At 47.3% G+C, this 22645-nt stretch carries 15 protein-coding genes and 1 pseudogene; all 16 read right to left on the bottom strand.

The window, feature by feature from the left end:
* Position 1 precedes the first annotated feature (1 nt).
* The 16 genes and pseudogenes from H6G89_RS30700 to H6G89_RS30635 all read right to left on the bottom strand — a co-directional run bounded on the left by H6G89_RS30700 (position 2) and on the right by H6G89_RS30635 (position 22614).
* Positions 2-1654: a DUF349 domain-containing protein gene (locus tag H6G89_RS30700; RefSeq protein WP_190513828.1), complete on the bottom strand. Its 1653-nt coding sequence runs from the start codon at positions 1652-1654 to the stop codon at positions 2-4.
* Positions 1655-1730: 76 nt separating this feature from the next.
* Positions 1731-5084 (bottom strand): Swt1 family HEPN domain-containing protein, encoded by a 3354-nt coding sequence (locus H6G89_RS30695; RefSeq protein WP_190513827.1) that lies wholly within the window; start codon positions 5082-5084, stop codon positions 1731-1733.
* Between the two features lie 77 nt (positions 5085-5161).
* Positions 5162-5509, bottom strand: coding sequence for a hypothetical protein (locus tag H6G89_RS30690; protein ID WP_199337025.1), 348 nt, complete (start codon positions 5507-5509; stop codon positions 5162-5164).
* Complete coding sequence (locus H6G89_RS30685; protein ID WP_190513826.1) at positions 5506-5718, bottom strand: hypothetical protein; 213 nt, start codon at positions 5716-5718, stop codon at positions 5506-5508. The genes H6G89_RS30690 and H6G89_RS30685 overlap by 4 nt, the downstream gene beginning before the upstream one ends.
* 18 nt (positions 5719-5736) lie before the next feature.
* Complete coding sequence (locus tag H6G89_RS30680) at positions 5737-8658, bottom strand: DUF1156 domain-containing protein (protein WP_190513825.1); 2922 nt, start codon at positions 8656-8658, stop codon at positions 5737-5739.
* Positions 8659-8689: 31 nt separating this feature from the next.
* Positions 8690-9103 carry a hypothetical protein gene (locus H6G89_RS30675; RefSeq protein ID WP_190513824.1) on the bottom strand — a complete coding sequence of 138 codons (414 nt, stop codon included), beginning with the start codon at positions 9101-9103 and terminating at the stop codon, positions 8690-8692.
* A 37-nt stretch (positions 9104-9140) separates the two neighbouring features.
* Entirely contained in the window at positions 9141-12731 is a 3591-nt protein-coding gene (locus H6G89_RS30670) for a helicase-related protein (protein WP_190513823.1), read from the bottom strand.
* On the bottom strand, positions 12718-13026 hold the full coding sequence (locus H6G89_RS30665; RefSeq protein WP_242060195.1) for a helix-turn-helix domain-containing protein: 309 nt from the start codon (positions 13024-13026) through the stop codon (positions 12718-12720). The genes H6G89_RS30670 and H6G89_RS30665 overlap by 14 nt, the downstream gene beginning before the upstream one ends.
* Before the next feature lie 135 nt (positions 13027-13161).
* Positions 13162-14337, bottom strand: a complete 1176-nt coding sequence (locus H6G89_RS30660) for a hypothetical protein (RefSeq protein WP_242060194.1) — start codon at positions 14335-14337, stop codon at positions 13162-13164.
* A 3-nt stretch (positions 14338-14340) separates the two neighbouring features.
* Positions 14341-14520: pseudogene (locus H6G89_RS36495) on the bottom strand (HNH endonuclease); the annotation flags it as partial.
* 78 nt (positions 14521-14598) lie between these two features.
* Positions 14599-15231, bottom strand: a complete 633-nt coding sequence (locus tag H6G89_RS30655; RefSeq protein ID WP_190513821.1) for a hypothetical protein — start codon at positions 15229-15231, stop codon at positions 14599-14601.
* Between the two features lie 16 nt (positions 15232-15247).
* Positions 15248-18592 carry a hypothetical protein gene (locus H6G89_RS30650; RefSeq protein WP_190513820.1) on the bottom strand — a complete coding sequence of 1115 codons (3345 nt, stop codon included), beginning with the start codon at positions 18590-18592 and terminating at the stop codon, positions 15248-15250.
* A 916-nt stretch (positions 18593-19508) separates the two neighbouring features.
* Complete coding sequence (locus H6G89_RS36010; protein ID WP_255519551.1) at positions 19509-19640, bottom strand: hypothetical protein; 132 nt, start codon at positions 19638-19640, stop codon at positions 19509-19511.
* Between the two features lie 200 nt (positions 19641-19840).
* Positions 19841-20899, bottom strand: a complete 1059-nt coding sequence (locus H6G89_RS36300; protein WP_190513819.1) for a PDDEXK nuclease domain-containing protein — start codon at positions 20897-20899, stop codon at positions 19841-19843.
* Between the two features lie 39 nt (positions 20900-20938).
* Positions 20939-21862, bottom strand: coding sequence for a ParB/RepB/Spo0J family partition protein (locus H6G89_RS30640; RefSeq protein ID WP_190513818.1), 924 nt, complete (start codon positions 21860-21862; stop codon positions 20939-20941).
* Positions 21862-22614, bottom strand: a complete 753-nt coding sequence (locus H6G89_RS30635; protein WP_190513817.1) for a ParA family protein — start codon at positions 22612-22614, stop codon at positions 21862-21864. Before H6G89_RS30635 ends, H6G89_RS30640 begins: the two co-directional genes overlap by 1 nt.
* Positions 22615-22645: the final 31 nt, after the last annotated feature.

Raw genomic sequence — 22645 nt, 5'->3', positions numbered from 1 at the left:
GTCAGAACCCATAGATCTTAATTTCCATATCTCGAATTGCAGCCTCCAATGTGTTTACCTTCTCCCACTTAGAATCAATTTTGTTCTGAATACTTCGGATTTGTTCCTCTAGATGTTCTCTAATCTCAGAGGCTCTGCCACCGGGACGTAAGTTGTAAATCTTGTCCCGCTTCTCATCGATAACCCGCTCATCATGTTGAATGGAATCGCGAATACGGTTTGCCTGTTCCTTTTTATTCGCGATGGTTTCCTTCATCTTCTCGCGCCACTCTGCTTGTTTGCGCTCTCGCTCTTGACGATCCCATTCAAAAACTTTGTCACAAGCCTGACGGAAGCGAGTTTGTACCTCTTCCCGTCGATCGCGAGGAACATAACCAATGGTTTTCCAATCAGCTTGAAGTTGTTTTATGCGCTGAACAGAGTCTCGAATATCTCCTGCTATCCTTGCACCGATAGAAGAGAGATTTTCAGCCTCTGCACATATTCTGAGCTTACGGTCTAAATTTTCAAGTTGCTCCCGTTCTTGATGATTAAAATATTCGCTTCTCCGTTCATTAAACTTGTCTCTGGCTGACTTGAATCGCTGCCAAAGTTTCTCCTCATGATCCCGACCAGCGGAACCTGTTGATTTCCAGCGATCGCTTAAAGCCTTAAATGTATCTCCAGCTTTTTTCCAGTCAGTAGAGTAGGTTAGGGATTCTGCTTCTCGGCAAAGTTGCTCCTTCTTACGTTTATTTTCCTCATACTCACGCTCCTTCTGAGCAAAATAAGCTTTACGGCGTTGGTAAAACGTATCAATGGCGTTCTTAAAGCGGATCCAAATCGCCTCGTCAAATTCTTTTCCCGCAGATCCTAGCTGCTTCCACTCAAACTGTAACTGCTTCAAACCCTCCTCAGCTTCTTTCCACTTATCTGATTTATTCAATGCCTCAGCTTGGCTACAGAGTTCACTTTTTCTACGGGCAAAATAAGTTCTACGGCGTTCGTAAAATGTATCGATTGCTTGTTTAAAGCGCCCCCAGGCTACGTCATCAAAAAATTTTCCCGCAAACCCTAATTTTTTCCATTCAGCCTGCATCTTCTTCAGGCGTTCTTCGTCATCTTTCCAATTCGTTGAGTTGCTCAAAGCCTCAGCTTGACTACAAAGCGCACTTTTCTTCTGACGGATCTCAGCAATCCTAATCTCCAAGGCATTGCAGAGATTAATAATTAAGTTTTCTTCTACTTTTTCCTTAGATTCAACTAGCCCAATCCGCTCAGCTTCCTGTAAACATGAAAATAGATCAACCTTATCAACCCCCCTCTTCCATTCACATCTGCCGTTGTATCTGGGAGTCAAAACGACAATGGCAATCGACTCTGAAAGTTCTGGATCTCTAGACGTTATCCAGCGCAAAGTAAAGGTTTTGCCACTAGCAACATCCGCAGCAATTCGAGCATTGCCGTATCCCTTAGCCTCCATGTGATCTTGTAGGCGAGTATCAATGGAGACAGCTTTGCCTACATAGAGGATTTCATAATCACTTTCATCAGAAATCAGATAAATTCCTGACTTGTCTTTGCAACCCCAACGACTAATGACATCGGGGTTGTCCTTACCACCAGTAAATCGATAGGGTCTTGACCAACCTTTCCCAAAGTCCACTCTCGGCATATCAATTCATCACAGTTTTGATGCTCTTAAAGGACAAAGTTTCCGGTTATAGGAGTATTCACAAAAGAATTACCCTCTAGTCCTCCTCAAACTCGTAACTAGTGAATTTGAGGGTGCGGCAGTTTTCAGTGATAGTGCGAATGACCGCATCTGGAACGCCGTCAGGGGTTTTAACCTGGATTTCTACAGTCACTTCAATATCAGCATTGAGGCTGCTGAGGTGCTGTAATACTTCGTCGGCAATCTGCCCTACATCCTTGATTAATCGGGTAGGGTTGACCTTGACTGCTCCGTAAAAGCGGTTCACTTGCTTGGTGGGAGGGGGGATAACAGGGGGTATACCACCTCCAGAAGGATCGGTGCGATCGCCCTTCCCGTCTACACCCGGATCGGAACCGGGCTGGTTCTTCTTCTCATCTTCTGCCTGTTTTCTAGCTGCTTCGTCTGCATCCAGTTGTCGTTGGGCGACCTCTGGTTTGACGAGCAAATTCTGGCTACTGAGGGTCGCGGTAAAGGGATCGTTGGGTCCGGCTTTTAGTCCTAAATATCGTCCTTTGGCTTCGTCCCAGCCAGTGGCGTAGGCAAAGTTTTCAGACCAGAGGAGGGCTGTTACACCTTGTTGAACCGCTTGCAGTAAGACCTGCTCGTTACTAAGACGGGGGAGGTATAGATAATTGCTCAGATATGACCACAAGCGTTTTGTATCGATATGGTCAGAATCTCGCCATAGGTAAGGATCGAGAGCCTCCATCCGAATGCGATTTGCGGCGTAGGTGACAATCAGGTATTCCTCATGGACTGCCTTACGGCTAGCTCGAAGCACTGGGGAATCTTGCCCTTGGAGCCGTACTTCTGTCCAATCGGTCTGTTGTTTGGGATCGCTGGCATTAGCTCGGTGAGTGGGGACGAGCATCCATTGGTAGGCTTCTTTCAAGAGGTTGTCTACCAGGTCATTGGTCTGCTCCCGTTTCGTGTTTGCCTGCTTGCCCTGGAATGGGTCAAGGTTCAGTAGTTCCTTGTCTCGCATGATCGAATCCCACGCGAGGAACTGACAAACGTTTTGCTCTAGTAGTGCCAGTTTGGACTTATCGGGAACCAGAAACAGCAGGAGATTTTTGCAGTAGCGGGGGCTGGCTCCTTTAGTGGTGAGAATCTGATCGCACTGCTGGCGGGCAGGGCTATCGCTTGATTTGCTGATGTGGGGATGTTGCGGTCCCACAACGACCAAGCGCACTCCCATTGATTCGTCATCGGGAATGTCTGCGGTTGAGTCTGGGGCGATATGCACCCCAGCGAATTCTCCCCGCTGTTTATCTAGCTTCAGGCGACGGATAATTTCTTCCCAAATTTTCTCTGGGTCTTCCTCGATCTGGGTTGCCCGGTCTTGCGCCATGCGGGTGACGTTCGGTTGGGTTGAGATCCAGTAGCGATCGCCATCAATGTAGATGTAGCTTGCCTGATCGGTGAGTCGTCGTAGGGCATCACCAAAAGTAGCGACGGATTCTCCCGGTTGCACACAACCGAGTTTAATGCGGCGATCCTGTAAGCCCCGGTTAGCTGCCCGTAGCGTGGGAGCAGAGCCAAGATAGATGGTGCGGGTGACGCGGCGGCAGGCGGAGTAACGTCCCAGGTTTGGGTTCTGGTTGTCGAGGGAGACAGGCAGAGAGTTCGTGCCATCAACATCTTTTTCAATCACGGGCACCCAGTTGTCATCCAGGTAGCGGGTCAGTTCTGACTGTACCTGCGCGTCATCCATTGAGACGCTGGCTGGCATAATCAGCAGGTTCTTGTCTCCTCGATCCCAGAGGGAATGGATGACTTTTGCCATCAGCCGCAATACGCCACGAGTCCGCTGGAATTTGTCGAGGGTTGACCAGTCAGAGTAGAGACGATCGAATAATTCCGGGTGGATTGGATAGGCTTCTTCCAGACGGCGTTTGTAGCTGGCTTCACGGCATTCAGACGGAAACTCTGCTGCCTGGGATTGGTACATCTCGTAGAAGGCGCGGATCACCGCGTCACGGGCAACGTAGGAGTTAGAGTCAATCGGCTGGAATAATCTGCGACGGACAATCTCAAAGCTTTCTTCTGCACTGGCGGGTCGCCAGGGAGACTCGACTCGACCGATCGCATTCTTGAGCCGATCTAAGGCATCTTGACCGCGATCGCCTCCAATTTCGATATCAGAGGAGGGGATACTGACGACCAGTAAGGTGCGATCGGCGTTTTTGGCAGACTCGCTGAGAGTTTGGGCAAAGGTGAAGTGGGTATCGAAGCTGCCTGCTGGCAGGTCATTCTCGAAGTGAAGCTGACGGGCATAGGACACCCATTCATCAATCAGGATCAGGCAGGGGGAATACTTGTTGAACAGCAGCTTGAGGGTATCACCGGGGTTGGTCGAGGTTTCATCGGCTTGACGCACCATCTCGTAGCCTTCTTTACCGCCAAGTTGCCATGCAATCTCACCCCAGAGCGTCCGAACAACCGTGCCGTCCTTTTTGGTGTGGGTTTGCCCAGGGGAGATTTTATTGCCGACCAGCACCACTGTTTTGACATCCTGGGGAGGTTCGGGGACTTTTGCCGCTTCAAAGACAGGCTCCAGTCCCGGTAGTTGGTTGGCAGAAACGCCAAAGAACAGATGATAGAGGGCAAGCATGGCGTGGGTTTTGCCACCACCGAAGTTAGTCTGAAGTTCGATGACTGGATCGCCTTTGTCGCCGCTCAAACGCAGTAACGCCCCAGTAAGAAGCTGCTTGAGTCCTTCGGTGAGGTAGGTACGCCGGAAGAATTCGGTGGGGTCGCGGTATTCGTCTGATCCTTCGTCTAGGAACACTTGCCACAGGTCAGCGGCGAATTCTGCTTGTTGATACCGCCCAGAAGCAACGTCCTGGTGGGGCATCACTACCTCGCGCCAAGGCTTGAGTCCTCCGGTTGGGGTTCCTTCCATTGGGGCAACGGCAGCACGGCGAGTTTCCCGGCGAGCTTGTTCTTCAAAGCGTTGCCGCATTAACTCATAGCGTTGTTTTTCTACAACATCGGATTGTTCGGCTGCCCCAACTGCATTGAGAAGGCGGACAATGCTATCTAAGGCGCGGTAGGCATCTTCGGTGGAGACAGAAGTGGAGCCATGCGCCCAAGCGTTACGGGTGTTGCGAAGTTCGCTAATGAGGGTACGCTCTGCCTGACCCAATGTTTGCTTGAAAACCTCATCCCATTTGCCCCACATCAGCTTGAGTTGAGCCATGACATCTTCTTTGAGAATGTCTTCGGGCTTGCGGCGGAGGGTATTGTCTGGATCGATGTGGGGGACAGATGCCAGCAACCATTTATCTCTATAAACAGCTTTCATCTCGCGCTCAATGTAGGAATACAGACCTTCTTTAAGGAGATTTAAAGCTCGACCAACTCGTTCATGGTTGCTGATAGACATAAGTACAAGGTGTGAGGGTTAGTTAGAATCAGGAGTCCAAAACTCTAGAGTTTTGAACGTGCCAAAATCTCTGTAGTTCAATGTCCAAACGGGAGAGCGGTAGCGTAATGCAGTTGTGATGACCGTGGCATCTTCCAAGCTTCCCTGCCATTGTGGAAGGGCAAGCACAAAGGTTTGTAGCGTATCAAATCTAGAGGAATGAGGTGTAGGCTATCCTGCATGACCTGAAGTGTTTTCTGGGCTTGTTGTGGGCTAGTTCTCTGTAGCAGCCACTTGTAAACCTCGAAAACGATCGGGATGGGGGTCAACAAAACCGTTTTGGCTTGAATTAGCTGAGTAAAGCCAGCAACACACTGAGCATGGTCAGTGTCTTTGGCATAAAACAAGCCAATTAAGGGACCCGCATCAATCACAAGCTGTTTCAATTTTCGTAGTCCTCTGCTCGATCGCGGGCGTTATGGGGAGCTTCGGTAACAATTCCGGCAAGCGCCAAGAGTCCTGAGCTATCTTTCGGAATCAACTTCACCTCTAACGCCTCTTGAATCAGACTCAATACCGTTTCTTCAGGATGTTCTTGTAAGTAGGCATTGAGCCGCTCTGCGAGTGAATCCGGTAGTTCTACAGTGAGTTGCATCAGGTTTACCTCCAGGGTTTAGAATTCGAGACTGCCTTGAACAGGTTGAGCGGGAGTCGCTGATTTTTCCAATGCTAATCTGGCAATTTCAGACCAGGAGATAACCAGGCTGTTGTAGGCGATCGCCTCCTGTGTCCACCCTTTACGATCGCAAATGCTGTAGAGGCGGTAGGCGAGATCTCGCGCCACTTCTCCTAAGTTGCCCAATTGCGCTAGTAGATGAGCCGCACCCGTTTCACCGTTCTGGTCGAGTGCCCGAATGAGATACTGAGTGGCTTCCCAAACGGGAATTCGATTGTCTTTGGCAGGATTCCAGTTTGCTGGTAGGGCTTCACGGGGAACGAGTTGAACTTTCCCGGCTTTGGCAGTGAGGATTCCGGCTTCTGCCATGCCTTTGATGCTGGTGTTTTTGGCTTTGGAAAGGGTTTCTGCGTCGCCAAATTGCCCTTCGTTGAATTGGTATTGCTCAAACCATGCCAGTGCCCAACGGGTATCAGTATCGAATTCGCCTTCCTGCTCAGCCAAGAATTCATCAAGGGTCTGGTTGATGAGTTGCAGGGCAGTGCGTACTCGCATGGGTGAACCGTCTGATTCCAGCACTTTGGCATAGCGGGAGAAGATTGCCATGCCGGGACCAATGCTGGCTTGAGCCAGGTCTACTGGGGCGATGTTGCCTTGCTGGAGTTTTTTGAGTGCGTCAGGGAGTTCAGATTTTAGTTCGTCTACGAAACGACGGCGAGTTGTGGAGGGAGCATCAACAGGACGAGGGCGACAGACAAGAACGATCGAAGAGGCAAGAGCATTAAAACCTATACTGCGGCTACGTGCGCTCCGTTCCGTGCGAACAGGCCACGTTCCTACAATCGAAAAACCAGAACTCATTAACCCCTCCAACATAGTCTCCCAGCCAGTTGAGGCAAATGTATCCTGTGGATTCTGAATATCTAAATCAACATCAACATCGCTCTCTGTTTGCTTGAAAGCGTAATAAACAGTGAATGGATAATTAGCTTCACTGCTATCCCGAATTTTTGAAAAAACTTTCCTAAGACCTTGTTCAAAAAATGTTTTCGCCTTCTCAACTCCGCCAAGTCTAAACTCATCAGCTACTAACTCTTGGTTCTTAGGAACCAAGACAGTTTTAAAGATGTCGGGATGAACGTCTTTTAATGCGTGACGTAGCCATACGTAGAAGAAATCAGATAAATCTGCATAAGGTACAGCATCGTAATACGGTGGATCAGTGGAAATAACCGACAATCTCTGGATTGAAAATGAATCATTTGCAGCATCAACTTGACTGATATTTCCTACTATGGCTGAATTGGGAAACGTTTCTATGCACTTGGCAACCGCCTCAACTGATCTAGCAAAATCTCCAGCAGCATTTGCAAATGGATTAGCTTCTGGGAAATCCCAAGTCATTGATATTGCTTGTCGTGCAAATGCGTGACCCGTTGCACCTGTTCCATGCGTTGCTCTCCAGGTACATAGAGTCACATCATCATCTAGAAGATTGCTCAAGCAGAAACCAAGATATGTCAAAACTGAATTCACATAACTCTGAATGTTTGAATTGTTTTGTTGTTCAGAGTAATTTGTGGAATAATCAGCAGTGATTTTATCTTTTACCTCACTGATCAACGAGGTTATTTCACTAAGAAATGTTAGTTGTCGTGTAGTAAAAAGATCACAATGCTTAGTTAGTCCATATCGAGGTGTACCCATATATTGAGGATGTACTGAAAGATCAGTTTCAGGCATCCATGTAGGGTTAGTTTGCTTCGCTAGTTTCTCATGCTCACTATTTGGTTCCAGATAGATTCTTCCATTTCTACCTTCCGCAGCTATTGCAATCAACTGAATACCAATTCGCTTTGACTTTCCTTCAGAACGTAAGTATTCAAGTGATACAGGAGATTCACAAGACGGACAAATTGCTCCCTTACGACTCATAGTTCCGTTTGGGAACCTCTCATCTTGATGATCTTCAACAACAAAGCTAATAGTTGGAATTCTTTCTTGTCGAGAAACTACAGGCTTCACCCAAGATTCCCTCCCGCTCTTCTTTGATAATGCAAAGGATCTTGCTAGGGGAATCTGACACTCGCAAGCTGGATTAGAACATTTAACAGTCCGTGCCCAAAACCATGCAATAACTAATGCTTCGCCCCCTCCTTTCTCTGCTGGCAGCTTTACTTTCGGGTACAGATGCCCGATTCGCCTCTCTGCCTCATCCCGCATCCATTTCCCGTAATAGCGCACATCCTCCGCTAACCCCTGCGCCCCTTTCCATTGCCCCAATTTCAGCTTTGACTGCGCCTCTGGATTGACTGGAGGTTTGTCTTTAAACTTCGGCGGAATCTCAATCAAAGCCTTATTAATCAGCACTGCAACTGGATTCAAATCACTGGCATGAGCTTCTAACCCTAACCGCTGCGCCTCCAAAGGAATCGAACCTCCTCCCGCAAACGGGTCATAAACTGGAGGTGCATTTTCAGCCAAATAACGTCGTACTGCTTCTGGCTCTGTTGGTGGCTCATCCCCCCGATTCCAGGCAATACTGCGGGCAATCTCTCGCTGTGCCGCGATCAACACCCCCGAATTCGGGTTATTAATGTCATCCCAGGACACTAAACCCCGTACCACCTGTTTTGTCTTACCCTTTTCCTCAACAGTGACAATCTGCCCCAGAATGTCAAAAAGCCTCTGCCGCTCTGCATTCTGCGCTTCCTCAGTCGGAAACCTATCAGGATGGCTCGATGGATCATCCACTAACGACGCGAACAACACCGCCCGACAAGCCGCCAACGGTCGCCGCGCCCACCACAGATGCAACGTACTGGGATGTCCATGTCGAATCGACTTCTCCCGCGCCGATTCCATGTTGATCGCTTCGAGCGGTAGGGCAACTTCAATTAGCTTTTTGCGGTAGGTCATTACGGTTGTCGATAAAGTAGCGGATTAAAAATTACAGGGCAGCGTTTCTAGTAGATTGGTTCCTCTCATACACGGATCGGATAAGCCTTACACATTCATCTCGATGGGGAAGAAATCCTCTATTCCACTGCTGGCAATACTCCTGTTGCTGGTAGGTCTGAGGAATCTCAGCACCATTGACCTGCAAAAAGAGCGATCGAAACGACTGCCAGTACTTGCCATCGATTGGCTCATAGACCAAATCCCATTTGCATAACGATCGTTGCAGAAAGAAGAAACTTGCCAATAATTCCAGATCAGATGCTTGCCATCGTCCTGTGTCCAGAAAATCGGACACAGCCTTGTGCGGCACAAAAGAGGAGTGATCGCTCTGATAACCGTATCCATCGAACCGGAGCGCACAGCAGACCAGGATATCGTGCTCATTCAACTGGCGATCGACCATGCCAACCCTCCTTTTGCTTTACAGATGCTCTGTATCCTCATGCAATGCCACCAGGCTCCCTTCCCTGACTCCATAACTCCTTCCAGTTATAGTTCACGCTGTCTGCCTTAAAGTCTGGCTCCTTCTGGAACGGGTTGACCACATACCGCACTACACAACCGTTATCTCCCACGTTGTAACTCCCCTTCGTAGTCGAAACCTTAAACGCATCCCCTTCAGGAAAATCCGCCGACTCAGGCACCTGCACCAACGCCAGCACAAAGTTTTCTGGCTTATTCAATGCCGTCAAAATTTCGTTTTTGGTGACTGTAACCGTCTCTGCTCCCTTGATCCGTCCCTTCACCTCAATAAACCGGACTCGACTCGGCTGCTCCCCCGTCCCCGGCACACGAGATTCGATGTCGTAGCCACACTTCTCTCGGCTCACATCTCGCGGTTCATGCCCCAACGCCTGCTCTGCTGCCATCACCGCCTGCATTGCCAGCATTTCAACCCGCTTCGTTTCCCTGGCAAACAAGTCAGCCTCCGACTGCCGCTTACCCTGCACCCGTTGCAAAAATCCGATCGGGATAACCAATGCCCCGCCCACCACCACTGGAGGCAAGGGAGACAGCTTCCGTTCCTGCTCCAATTCCGTCAACCGTCGCTGAAGGCGAGACTCCAATTCATCGGCTCTGGTTCTGGCTTTAGCCGAATTAATCTTGGCATTGACCTTCCCCGCCGCTTCCTGTTGCTTCAGTTGCTCCGCCTGCTGATCCCAGTAATAGATCTCTTTGGTCAGCCGCTCCTTGACTGCTTTCATCGTCTTGGCAACCAGATCCTCCTTGCGCTGCTTCACCTCCCGCAAATGCTCTGGCATCAAGTGGGCGATCGCATACTTGGTTGCCTGGGGTTCGAGGTTATTCTTCAGCCAGTCTTGCTCCAACACTGGGGCAACGAATGGCTTCTCCTCTTCCCGCAACGGTCGGTAATTGAGGTAGGGCGCATACCCGGCATTTTGAGTGTTGCCCTCTGCATCAATCTCCACATACTGCATCCGCCGCGACACTACCCGTCGCTTGCCGCTGCTGTCGGTACTGGCATCCTGGATCGAATGCTCCAGGTAAACCAGCGCCCGGACCTGCTCACCAAAATCGTTTTCATCGACCAGAACGGCTCCTTGCTTTAGCAAGTCCCGATGCCGATCCAGGGTGATTTCTGTAACCGCTTCCAGCAGAGGGTGCCCCGGACAGACAAAGGCTGCGGGTGGCTTACCAGGAACATTGATCAGTCCCTTCTCAAAACAAATCCGCTCATAACTCCGCAGAATCGGTTCCCTCACTCCAATTTGCCGATCCTGACTGCGAATGATTGCCGGGACGTGGGTAATCTCATACCGCTTGGGTTCTCGCTGCTTGGCAGTCCCGCCTAGATTGGCAAACGCTTCCAGGAAAAATGCCGCAATAAAGTGGGGTTGGAGCCGCCGTGCCTCTGCCCGATCCATATCTTCTCGAATCTGCTGCACTCTGGAGGCATCCATCGTGTCTCGCGCCAATGCCCGTTCTTCTAAGAGTTCGCGCAACCGTTGCTGATCCAAACGGTCTGACACCACCTGATTCAGCTTTGCCCGAATGTCGGGGCGATCGCCATAACGAATCGCTTCAATCAGGAGGTCACGCAGGTCTTTCCCGGCGATCGCCTTGCCCAACACATCAAAGACTTTGCCGCCCAAGGCTTTCTGTTCTAGATCCAACTTTCGCAGCAGCGTCAGGTAAACCTCACCCTCACGGGTTTCCTCTGCCACCAGGTTCCAGAGATGACAGACCTCCGTTTGCCCAATCCGGTGAATCCGTCCAAACCGTTGCTCTAGCCGATTGGGGTTCCAGGGCAAGTCATAATTCACCATCAAATGCGCTCGTTGAAGGTTAATCCCCTCCCCGGCAGCATCCGTTGCCAGCAGCACTTGAACCGTTACATCTTGCTTGAAGGACTCCTCCGCTTTCTTGCGCTGCTCGCGTCCCATGCCGCCGTGAATCATCACGACCGCTTCAGAGCGACCGATTAAAGTACGGATGCGATCGGCAAGGTAGTTGAGTGTGTCGCGGTGTTCAGTAAAGAGAACCAGCTTGCGGCGATGTCCGTGCGCGTCAAACAACTCCGCCTCGTTTTGCAGGAGATTAGAGAGTTCCTCCCACTTCTTATCCTTACCGCTGCGCTTGACCTTTAGAGCCAACTGCTCAATCTGGTTTAGCTGCTCAATTTCAGCTTGCAGTTCAGCCACCGTCCGTGCTGCCGTCGCCTGGTCCACTACTTCTTCTTCGGTGGACTCCCGCTCATCCTCTGGCACATCATCAAAATCGTCTTCCCAGTCCTCCGGGTCGATCGTCCGTCCAAAATCAAGTTGGGCACCTAAGCCCCGCTTGAATGCCTCTTCCTCCTGAAGCCGTTTCTGCAACCGCTCTCGACGACGATGGATCGACTGATAGATTGCCTCTGGAGAGGATGCCAACCGTCGTTGCAAGATAGTCAACGCAAAACCAACCGTGCCCTTGCGCCCATTATTTTCCAGCGCATCCGCCCGATTGAACTCCTCCCGCACGTACTCCGTGACCTTGTGGTAAAGCTGCTGCTCCAGGTCAGAAAGACGATAGCCAACGGTATAAGCCTTGCGTTCTGGGAAAAGGGGCTTGTCGTCAAACTTGAGCAAGTCTTCCTTCACCAACCGCCGCATCAGGTCTGAAGTGTCGGTTGTGTTAGTGCCCCCTCGGAACCTGCCCTCGAAGCGATCGCTATCCAGCAATGCCATGAAGAGTTGAAAGTCTTCCTCTTTCCCGTTGTGGGGTGTTGCCGTCATCAACAGGAGGTGGCGAGTGACATCCCCCAGCAGCTTGCCCAGCTTGTACCGCTTCGTCTCCTTGACTTCACCCCCAAAAAACGAGGCTGACATCTTATGCGCCTCGTCGCAGATCACCAAGTCCCAATCGGTCTGTGCCAGCTTTGCCTGCAAGTCATCATTACGACTCAGCTTATCCAGACGCACGATCAGTAGGGGAATTTCGGTGAAGGCATTCCCAGTACGAGCCGCTTCAATGCGATCGTTCGTCAAAATCTCAAATGGCAGGTGGAATTTCTGAAACAGTTCATCCTGCCACTGAGCCGCCAAGCTGCCAGGACAAACTACCAAACAACGGTGTAAGTCTCCCCGGATCAGCAACTCTCGCATCAACAACCCTGCCATGATCGTCTTTCCGGCTCCGGGGTCATCTGCCAGCAAAAACCGTAGGGGTTGCCGGGGAATCATTTCCCCATAAACTGCTGTGATCTGGTGGGGCAGCGGTTCCACCAGTGAGGTATGAACTGCCAGCAGTGGATCAAAGAGATGTGCCAGTCGAATCCGGTGAGCTTCTGACACCAACCGCAGCATGGCTCCATCGCCATCAAAGCTCCAGGGCTGTCCGGTAGTGACAATTTCTAAGTCGGGTTCGCGATCGCGTAAAACCAGTTCATTCCCCAAATTGCCACTGGCATCCTTATAGACCAGTTCAATCACATCATCACTGTGCTGGGTCACATCCACGATGACAACATGGTGATTCGGCAGAATCCCTTTAACCGTCGCGCCGCGAACCAAGTCCTCAAGTCGAACCATACGACGGCGCTCCTGGAGATAGGGGATCAGATGTATACCGTTCTAACAAAGCTTTACCCGTGTCTCCAAACTCCTGGGCTAACTGCTGAAGCTGCCTGAACGCTAGAGAGGAAGGCTGCATCCTTCCGTTCTCCCATCGGCTTACAGTTTCATAAGACACCCCAACCCGCAGCCCAAACTGCTCCTGCGTCAATCCGGTCAATTGACGCAGATCTCGGATGAAGCGACCCGCTTCTGGCTGCTTGATTGAGTAGGGCTTTTGCAAGGGATTTGGGCAAAATATGACGTACATCATATTTATGCTTCCCTAATATTAGAAAAATGGTAACGGGTGCATAATTTTTAAGGAAGCTACATATTCTTGTATGACACCAGATTCCCCGTCTTCAAAATAACGGGAAAATCAGTGTCTCTTATATTGGTGCAGCTGTTAGCTCTCCCGAAATCTCTCATTTTGGAAATCCTCCGTAGAACGCTTAAACACAAATGCCATCAAGGATTCCACATCCGTATCTGTGTAAAGCTTTCCAGTATGTCGATTAGGCATAGCAGCAAAGCCATGTCTAAGAAGGCTAGAGCGAACCTTTTGAGTATCTACGGGATTACCAGTAATTTTCCCTAAATCTACAAAAAAGTCTAGAAACAAACTTAGATATTCTTCTAAGTTTGTTTGATCAAGCTTTAGGTTTTCCTTATTTTTCTTCTCAATCTGTTGAACCAAACGAGCAGTGATTGCATCAATGGGATAACTAATTCCCATCAAAGCTGAAGTCTCAGCATGAAAATACTGCTTGATTGTGTTAGGAGAAGTAAAATACTGGACAGCGAGCAAGGGCAAAGGAGAATAATTTTGATCAAATTCAGTAAACACTGAATCAGGTGGCTTCTTAGAACCATTTGTACTTTCTACAACATATAGAATGCGGTCTGGTCCAGAATAGTTTTGGGCTATAACAACCGCTCTCTTAACACGGTTTAGAATGGTCAAAACTCCAACTACTAGCTTCGTCGAAGAACTCCAGTAAATTTCTACTGAATTATGATGAACTCCTAAACCCAAAATTTCTGTTGCTTGTTCTGCTATTGAAAATAATTGCTCAGCTTGAACAGCAAAACTGCGCCAATCTCCCTGGTCATATCTTGCAAACTCTCGAATTGGCTTAGTTAAATCTCCCTGAACCCACTCAGGTAAGAAAAAGCCAAGACACTTGAGGAGTGTGTGCGCCGTAGAACGATACTGCTCCCGCAAATTCAACTGTACTGAGGTAAGCTGAGGCTGTGCATCTGTTGTAGCTGGTTGTACTTGCCTGATAATTCTCTTAAGATTATCTTGCTCTTCAACAGAAGGAGATCTGCCTAGCCAATTAGCCATGCCATCTCCTTCTATCCAACGAGTAGCTTGCCCTCTAGAATTAAAAGTTAAATTTGATTGTATTGTTCCATCAGCCAAAATCTCGTCTTCAACAAGGGGTTGCTTTAGCACTAACTTAGCCCCTTGGTCTAAGAAATATTCATTGTCTAGGAAGATCTTAGGTACTTCCTTATGACGCTCTCCTTTAAATACCCACGAATTCATAACAGCTTTTACATAAACTGCAAAAGCCACATCTGTCTGCTGCGAAAAGCTACTGTTACACTCGTCACAAATCAAGTTCCCCGTTTTGTGTGAACCACCCCAGGACGAGTTGAAGATATGTTCTTTTGCTGTTGCAGGAAGCAAAGTTTCACAATAGAAACACTTTGTTAACTCTGAAGCACGCCTAGGTAGTTGCTCAAAATGTGTAAACACAAGGAGGGTTATCCAATAAACATACTACTCCTTGTAGTATAACGTAGCAAGATGTCTGTCTTCCTTTTCAGAGATACTCTATATCTCTTCATTAAGAATATTTTGAGCCGAAGTAGCGATATAAGTGCAGATAGAGCTTAGTACAGGCTGCAATGCTGTATCCCACTCGGAGAGTAAATCAACCAAAGTTACATCCCGAAAGACTAACCCAGAAGGCGAGTTGGCAGTGTACCCAGCTACACGCCCCTCCAACAAACCAAACCTATCGAGAATGTATGAGTGAGTTGCCCCTCCTCTCCCTCTATTGGGGCTGTGTGCAGCAAAGTCATTTCGATACTGAATAATTTGGCTTGATTTAATGTTTGTCAGATCGATCGCTAACTGAAGTTTTTCAGTACAAACAATAATTGCTTGCTGCTGAAGATAGCAAGCATTCATTAATCCATAAAATTTCAAGTAAACAAGCCCAAAGTCTTTTTGATCTTCAAAAGAACCTAGACCATTTCGCCTTATATAATCTTTTGCTAACTCAGTGTCTTCAAGTAAATAGAAGCAATCGATAATTGAACTATAATCTGAGGCACAGGGTAAGTGAAGCGCAGTAACGATATCAGATTCAAAAGAATTAGACTTCTCTGCACACCGACTGAGTAGTTGCCGTGCAAGTTTTATGCTCTCTTTGATTGCTTGTGAATCAGTAGATTGATACATATCATCGTTGTCCTTTTCAAGATCGCTGAGATCTCATTCTTCTAATTTGATTCAAAGCGCCCATGATAGGTGGGTCACTAATATCTTTAGGAATGATTATCTTGTCATCAAGCTGAATGCCACACAAATCAAAATCATGCTCTCCTATCTGCCAAGCAGGGCGAATAAAAAGCTGACGCTTCAAAACTCCCAATTTCCAAAAAAACTCAGCAGTAGAAGAATCTTCAGAAAGATAACCTGGAACAAGGATATAGAACCCTAACTCCTTAAAAAACCTGACGAACTGATCAAGATTCTTTGAATCCCTCGGTTCCATCGTATTAATACGAGATGTCGTTATAAATTGAGAGTTATTAGATGCTTTTATACAATCAGGATTTATCCCAATAACTACACGATAGAATGCCGGATTGTCAACATCAATTCCAGTAATAATAGATATTCTAATCTTTTCTTCTATATCTTCATCTCCCATCTCCTGCCTCCACTGAGAAAATATTTGCTTACAGGCGCTTTCGTTACGAAATAGAAGTGCAAGGTTTAACAGTGGAAGATTCTGATTATTTGGAATGAAACCAAAGCCAGTTCCCTTCCAATTAGCTTTATTCCAGAGAGCAATATCAAGAAGTGAATAAACTTTACGATCACGATGTTTAAGATGATCAACACCTCTAATCTCTGAAGGAACTTCACCTTTACCTGACTTAGGTGCTACCAAAGTCTCTTGATCAATAGAAACAGAATGAATTGCCTCACCATTCCAGATACTTGTCCGACGAAGCGGAAAATTCATTTCTGTATTACCTGGCTGCCAATCTAAAAGTCTAACTTTTGGAGACACCCCTAAAATATTCCAGATTGCTATAGCAACATTAGTAAAATCAAACGCACGCGAAAAGGCATCCTCCTCTCGCATAAGCCTATCAAAATACTGCTCTGGCTCCGAGATAAAAGCTATACGACAAACCAATTCAACAACCAATGAAAACAGCTTTGCACTTAATTTTTCAGAACTCAAATTCACAGCATAAGACTCATGTACAGAATGCCGTACCTCTATCAAAGTCTCAAGATATTCTGACCTTCCTTCATGAATAGAAAAATCAATAGCATCAACAATTGAAGCTGAAGGGATTATCCGAAGCCTTATATTCGATTGGTGAGGAAACAAACTAGAATCAAGACTTGTTGCAAGAAAAGCTTCAAAAGCAGCAAGAATTGATTCGCCAATAAATAAAGATCTATTATTGTTCGGCACTTCAGCAACTACATTGCAGCCTAATACCTGGGAGCAAAGAGTAGCCTCATCTTCTATTAAGAACTCTGGAAATTCTGGCAAATCATGATTCGCTGGTTGTGACATCCATGCATCAAAAAGACCACGAACACACGATTCATCCTCTTCATGAGGAAGCCAACCATCTGAACGAAGGGTGTCTTCATAACCTAGTGCATATAATGACGCTATAAGTGAATGCTCAAGACCAAGATTTTCAAGCTTTGCTGGGAGACAGCTTAAGTAATGCAAATCTTTGAAAGGAGTTTTGAGAAGAAGAATTCCAAGAACTTGGTCTTGATTTTCCCTCTCTTTAAGATATTTTTCTTGAGCTTCCTCATCAAAGTCTAAAACTTTTGCAATGACCGTAGCATTTTCAATCCAAGTAAGAGCAAGTGGAACTTGTCCTAGTTGTAGTTCAATCCAAACCAAACGCTGCAAGCAAGCAAAAGCTTGGATAGTAACTGTACCGTTTTCCCAATACTCGCTAAAAGCCTGAGATGCTGCTAAAAGCATATTGGCTCGTGCAGCCCATAGTAAACCTACTGATTCATAGGCAGTTGCACATAGCGCCAGAGCAGCAATCAATTCACCACGGCACTCGTGCATAGCTAAGTCATGTTGCGCTCGACCAAGAAGAGAAATTGCTTCGTAATGTTTACCTCTAAAAAGCTTTTGTTTTCCTCGTGTCAAAAGCATACGACCAGAAGCTGCTCTGCTCTCCCGTTCCTGAGAGAGCAAAAGCACAGACTCAAAAAGCTCATCAAAGTTAGGATCATCAGAAAAATACTCTCCTAGCTCCATGAGAATTTCGACAAGAGAGGTTACAGGAAAGTTAACTAAACCTCTACACTCTTCAAATACTTTACAGAACTCACCAAGTATCCTCTTTAATTCAAAAGGTTTATCATTGCACTGGTTAAGATCCATTAATAAACCAATAGACCGTGACTGTAAAACAGTACTCGGTCTATCTAGTTCAGATTGAAGTCTTTGTAGTTCAGTACGCAAAGTTTTAGTTCGTGTATCTAGCTTTGCATCCAAAACATTAAGTTGCGAACGTTTCACAGTAGCCCACAATAACTGCCACAAGTTAGCCAAGAGTTCGATATCTGTAACTTGACTACTCCCAACAGCTAAACGTTCAACATTATCGTAAATGCAATTAAAAGCACTAAAGTCATCATGCCACCAGAAAGAAGTCCACGCTTTATCGTAAGCACATTGAAGCTTCTGCTGATGCGTTCCATACTGTTCAGCTACACGTTCAGCCCGTGCAAAGCGTCCTTCAACCTCTATACGTGGTAATTCCAGTTCACGTGATAACCTAGCAGCCTCAATACAGTCCTCAACAAGTTGATACTCAATTCCTTGATAGCGAGTAGGATCTTGTATGTGCACCTCTAACTCACTCAACTCAGATTCACGAACTACATCTAAAGCCCCCTTCTTAACAGATGGAGTCAGTGTTGAACTAATTCTGAGAGTTTCTATAGCTAGATGTTCACGCTTGTTCTGAAACACCTTATCGAGTATCCAAGTTCTGTCCAGAACTCGTACGATCACATTGTATTTTTTGAACAGTTCATCCTCAATAGCAGATCGATCTTTGTCCTTGATGAACTGACTACTAATAAAATAAATTAAGGCATAACCACGCTGCGTTTCTACAATTCCTTGCACATCAGAGCGAACTTTTGAACGCCATTCTCGCTTAGCACTAATAGCAAAAGCCCAACGATCTGAAGCAGCTTCACGTCCAATCCCTTCATACCAAAGAAGCGAAACAGCATCAGATACAGGATAAGTTTCAGAATCTACTTTGCTATCTCCTCCTCCAGTGGGTCCCGTTTGAGGTAAAAGATTAGGGCAAAGCTCTTTTTCTGCCAATCGTCGGCAGAAATGCTCAAAATCCTTTTCTTGACTACGACTAGTCAACTTTTCCAAATGATATTCAAGGAAACTTCGTCCTAAAAGCGGTTCTCCGACTACCTGTGTATCAGAAAAGAGATGGGGTCGCCGCGCCCTCATGAAGTCAGACGGGCAAAAGGCTACTGACTCAGATTGTCGCTGTTTTCCAGTCATAGCTTTTTTAAGTTTTAACCAGAATCCGCCGATTGGTAGAATACAAAAATACTATTATAGTCACTATCCCCGTAATTGAGTCTGAGCAAAGCATTTTATAGCAGTCCTTTGAAGGCTTAGCTCTCATAGAATTCACTTCTATGAAAAATTATCAACAACTCTTACTCTGTGGACATAGAACAAAGGAAGTAGAGAGGCGTCTGGTAGTTGGGGGAGAATTAATGAAACCTTAACGGGCTGAAAGGTTGTAATCTCGTTAAGCCTCCTAAACACTCGATGCACTCAAAAGCTGAACAATTGCAAACAGTCCCAACATAAGGAGTTGTTGACAGCTTAGTAACCTGAAATCGATTACAAAGTGACTATCGATATGGTTGGCTGACAAAACTTTTACCCCTCATTCCCCAGCCCCTTCTATCACAAAGAAGGAGAGCAAAAGGCTTATCAGTGCTCTCAAAGCCCTCTTTCGTTCTAAGAGAGGAAGGGCTTCTGGAGTTTTGTCAGTCAACCAGCACTACCTCCTCTATCCTCCAAGATCTGCTATCACCCCATAGAAGCTAATTTACATAGATCCCACCGCCAATGGCATATCGGGAAAGAAATCATCTGGATCTACAGGTACATTGGCTGGGTAGCGAACAACATGCTCAAGACGCCATAGGACTTGGTCTACCTAGAGTAGTTCTCCAGCAACAGGCAGACGAGTGAACCCAAAGTTGAGGAAAGAATCAGGGAGAGATTGATTAATTTGGGATTGTTGAACTAGGTATAGAGGCTTGTTTTCTTCACATGGCAGACGCTGAAAATTAGCGTAAAGAACCCCTTGCTCGTCATAACACGTTGCTATCGGCGAGGTTGAGTCATTTTTGAACTTCAAAGAGTTAGTGGATTTTTTGACAAATGAAAAATCAGGAGGCTAACCATCAACAAAGCAGTTTGCGATCCACCCCTTCTGGTTTGGTTCAATGCGAGGCTGCACCAGTGCATCGAGCGAGGGATATAGGATAGGAGCGATCGCCTCACTCCAGACTACGCCATTGAATTGCATGGTACGCCCAGTAAACTGTACTGAATCCCTGTAAGCCACTACTCCCAAAACTGAAGTTGGGTCAAGTGTCGGGTACTGCCGGAAGTTGGCGTTAACGCGAGTTCGACAGAGTGAAGCGCGAGTTCAGCGATTTTCGAGACGTTCCACTGTTCGTGTCTTGAGTCGTCTCCATAGGAATACCCTCTCTTCACCTAAGTAGTTCACTCTTCTTCTGGAGACGCTTCGATTTGGGCGATCGCAGTGTTCAACGCAATCTCCAATTGTTCTGCGGTTGGAAGGCTCTTTTCCAGTGCTGGCGGCAATTTAGACTGGAACTGATAAGAAGAAACGCTAATCGGTTGATTACTACCCTGAAGCGCGTATTCGACAGTGGTGCGGTCCTTTGACTTGCAGAGAATAATGCCGATTGTGGGGTCATCTCGCTCCGTCCGCAGAATGTTATCCACCGCCGCGACATAAAAACTCATTTGCCCAGAGTGCTGCGGTTCAAATTCCCCCATTTTTAGGTCAATTACCACATAGCGGTGTAGGGGAATGTGATAAAACAACAAGTCAAGCCTGTATTCCTTGCCGCTAACTTCCAGTGGGTACTGGCTGCCCACAAACGCAAAGCCTGTGCCCAATTCCATCAGAAAATCACGGATATGCGATACCAGTCCCCGCTCCAGATCCCTCTCTTGTGCCTCATCACTTAACGTCAAAAAGTCCAGCGCATAGGGGTCTTTAACGATCTGCTGCGCCAGGTCTGACTGGGGTTTGGGTAGGGTACGTTCAAAATTCGTAATAGCACCGCCCTGGCGATCATACAATCCAGTTTCGATTTGCATCACCAGAATGTCCCGGCTCCACCCACCCTCCAGCGATTTCTGGGCATACCAGAGGCGTTCTTCTAACGTTTTCAGCTTGTCCAGCAACACCTGATTGTGTCGCCACGGAATTTGTCCTGCGCTGCGCTGGACAATTGCCTCGTCTGGGTAAGCCTCTGCAAAAGCTCGCATGTAGAGTAGATTTGTCCGCGAGAAACCCTTCATATCAGGGAATTCCCGTTTCAGGTCTTCCGCTAGTCTACTGACGACCTTGCTTCCCCACCCCTCTTCTTGCTGGCGCTTGAGGATTTCTCGACCAATGTGCCAGTAGAGAAACATCAGTTCCTGGTTAACTGCCAGGGATGCTCGAAGCTGCGCTGTCCGAATGCGCGTCTTAAGCGCATCGAAGAAAGCATTGTAACGGGCAATGTCAGGGAAGAGGGAATCGGTCACGAGGATGAAGGGGAAGATAAATATTGCTCTTATAGTTAACTATTTTCCTTCTAGCAAGGATTCAATTTCCGTCATCAGCTTTTTGAGACGATTTTGTTTTTTGCTGTCATTCCAAACATCAGACTTCTTCAACTTTCCATATATTCTGTCGAAGTCATCTCTTAAGGTAGGAGGCTGATTGCTGTCATTGGGTTGTCCTGCTGCAGTAATCTCAGCCCGAATCTGTGTAAGAGAAAGTCCTTCATCAATTGCCCGCTTTAAGAGTGCCTTCCGCTGTTCAGGATTTTTAATTTTGGCGATCGCCTTCGCTTTCGTATACTCGATCTGCCCTTGCCGAAGGGAATCGAGAATGTCAGGAGGCAGGTTTAACAGCGGAAGGCGAGTTGTACGAAAGGTTTCAGGCGTTATATCAGCAATGCTAGAGAGCACTTCACCAACTTGCTCAATTTGACGTGAAACGTTTCCCGTCAACTCCTGCCCTCGTTTTTTCGCATTAGCAACCTGGTTCAGTAGAGAAGTTACGTCCTCCTTGCTGAGGTTCAACTCGACAGTGAGGAGATTTAGAATAGCCTCTGTTTCTTCCACAGGGTTAAGGTCTTCCCGTTGAAGATTTTCTACAAGAGCAATGCGGATGGCATCCTGGTCATTGAGATCTCGGCTGACGATGGGAATTGTATCCAGCCCCACCTCTTTTGCGGCTCTGTATCGTCTCTCCCCAGCAACAAGCTCGTATTCTCCATCTGCTAACGGGCGCACCAGCAGAGGCTCAAGAATGCCATACTCACGGACTGACTCCACCAGTTCACGCATCTTGGCGGGGTCAAAGTACTTGCGAGGCTGATCCTTAGGTAGGCGAATTTTATCAACAGGCATCTCAGTAGAAGGTTCATCGCCCAGTTCCTCTAGCAAGCCACCTACGTTTCGCATCTGGTAAGGTTGTGCTGTTCGCTTTCTCGTCGCCATTACAATTCCTCTAAACCTTGGGCAATAGTATCTAGAATTGCGATCGCAGGATGCTTCGGTGCAAAAAGGGCAAGTGGAAGGTGTTCCTGGGATGCGTCAGCAAACGCAATCGAGCGAGGAATCGGAGGATAGATCCTACCCACTTGAGATAGCTGATCGTCGATTGTTTGGAGGCTCATCTTAGCTTGAACTGTTTGTGCCTCATGCATTGTAGGAACGATCCCAGCGATCTTCAAGGATTTGTTAGCACGAGCACGCACACGAGAAATTGTATCCAGCAATAGATCGGTTCCAACCAATGCTTTGTAGTGCGTTTGAATAGGAATCAATGTATGAGTAGCGGCAACAAGGCTCAGGTAGCTGAGAATACCAAGGCTAGGGGGGCAGTCGATCAGGATGAAATCGTAGGAATCTAGAAATGGAGCTAGAGCTTCCTTTAAGCGAAGATCGCGCATATCTGCCACAACTAATTCCAATTCGGCTGCACTAAGCCTCAAATTAGCTGGAGCCAGATCCATTCCGTGTATGCCCTTATGGATTGGCATCGCTTCGCTCAAAACCACAGCATTATAAATAGTGCGAGATAGGTTGTATACGTCCAACCCCATAAAAGTAGTCAAGGAGGCTTGAGGGTCCATGTCGGCCAGCAGCACTCGACGATTTCTCTGAGCTAACTGATAGCCCACATTCATCGTCAAACTGGTCTTGGCAACCCCTCCCGCTTGATTAAACAGTGCGATAACTTTTACCACTAGCAGGTTCCACATCTATATCCAAAAGTTT

This window comes from Oscillatoria sp. FACHB-1407, assembly GCF_014697545.1.
In the GTDB taxonomy this organism is placed as follows: domain Bacteria; phylum Cyanobacteriota; class Cyanobacteriia; order Elainellales; family Elainellaceae; genus FACHB-1407.
This window is presented reverse-complemented; position numbering and strand designations above follow the sequence as displayed.

Coding starts and splice junctions, on each gene's coding strand:
- H6G89_RS30700 (WP_190513828.1), bottom strand. CDS start 1,654: ATGCCGAGAGTGGACTTTGGGAAAGGTTGGTCAAGACCCTATCGATTT.
- H6G89_RS30695 (WP_190513827.1), bottom strand. CDS start 5,084: ATGTCTATCAGCAACCATGAACGAGTTGGTCGAGCTTTAAATCTCCTT.
- H6G89_RS30685 (WP_190513826.1), bottom strand. CDS start 5,718: ATGCAACTCACTGTAGAACTACCGGATTCACTCGCAGAGCGGCTCAAT.
- H6G89_RS30680 (WP_190513825.1), bottom strand. CDS start 8,658: ATGACCTACCGCAAAAAGCTAATTGAAGTTGCCCTACCGCTCGAAGCG.
- H6G89_RS30675 (WP_190513824.1), bottom strand. CDS start 9,103: ATGGTCGATCGCCAGTTGAATGAGCACGATATCCTGGTCTGCTGTGCG.
- H6G89_RS30670 (WP_190513823.1), bottom strand. CDS start 12,731: ATGGTTCGACTTGAGGACTTGGTTCGCGGCGCGACGGTTAAAGGGATT.
- H6G89_RS30665 (WP_242060195.1), bottom strand. CDS start 13,026: ATGATGTACGTCATATTTTGCCCAAATCCCTTGCAAAAGCCCTACTCA.
- H6G89_RS30655 (WP_190513821.1), bottom strand. CDS start 15,231: ATGTATCAATCTACTGATTCACAAGCAATCAAAGAGAGCATAAAACTT.
- H6G89_RS30650 (WP_190513820.1), bottom strand. CDS start 18,592: ATGACTGGAAAACAGCGACAATCTGAGTCAGTAGCCTTTTGCCCGTCT.
- H6G89_RS36010 (WP_255519551.1), bottom strand. CDS start 19,640: ATGCAATTCAATGGCGTAGTCTGGAGTGAGGCGATCGCTCCTATCCTA.
- H6G89_RS30640 (WP_190513818.1), bottom strand. CDS start 21,862: ATGGCGACGAGAAAGCGAACAGCACAACCTTACCAGATGCGAAACGTA.